Origin of the sequence: Roseburia sp. AF42-8 (assembly GCF_003435965.1) — a bacterium.
Lineage (GTDB): Bacteria > Bacillota > Clostridia > Lachnospirales > Lachnospiraceae > Roseburia_C > Roseburia_C amylophila.
The window spans coordinates 1-876 of sequence record NZ_QTVB01000136.1 but is presented as its reverse complement, the minus strand read 5'-3'; the positions used below and the strand labels follow the sequence as shown (position 1 = coordinate 876).

Here is an 876-nt window from a genome sequence, read left to right as displayed (position 1 = left end):
ATTAAGATTATTTTGCGATATATTTTGACCTCGTATATCAATTAATACTGACTGTTCTGTTCCCTCTGGTAAATTACCTATTCTTTGATAATATTGTTTTTCAATATTTCTTGCCAAGTTGCTTCTACCAGATGCAGTTTCAATTTGATAATTCTTTACATCTATACTGAATCCATCCTTATACAAGTCCGGTCTAACACTTCCTTTTGTTCCATATGGAACTTCCTTTCCCTTTATGAATGATTTTTGTTCTAAATAATCTGGGAAATCTTTTGCTGCATCTAATTCAGCTTGTCTCCAAGATGGTCTCTTTGTTAAAGAAGTACCACTCTCCCCAACATTTCCCAACTGCTGCGGTCTTTTTACATTATTTACTACTTCCAGCTCTGTCTCACTGAGCGTTCCATATGTTGCCATTCCGGTTAGTGATCCAACTACAAAGCCTGCCAGTGGACTGTTGGTTGCTTCTGTCATTCTCTTGTCCACATAGCTGCTCGCTGCCACCGTCAGTCCCTGCTTTGCATACTCTGTTACTACTGCCCTGCCGATGGATGTTCCTGCACTTACTGCTGCATTTGCTGCCATTCCTCCGGTCAGTATCAGGGAAGCAGCGATTGTTAATACATTTCCTATTAAATAATAGAGGTCCGGATTACTGGCAAATACTGTATCACGGATTGGATTAACCGATACCATTCTTGGGTCTCCTGTTACTCCTGCATAAACATCCTGACCACCTTCTACTGTATTTGAAAAGCCATATGCTGCTGTTCCTGCGCCAATTGCCATTACTCCTACTGTAGCCACTAAAGGAAGTGCCATACCACAGGTTGCTACGACAAGCATTCCTCCCAGAATCATGGTTCCGACTCCGAC

Annotated in this window: 1 pseudogene; it reads right to left on the bottom strand. The window is 41.7% G+C overall.

The annotated features are described in order from the left end of the window. A pseudogene (locus DW059_RS16045) lies at positions 1-876 on the bottom strand (hypothetical protein); the annotation flags it as partial.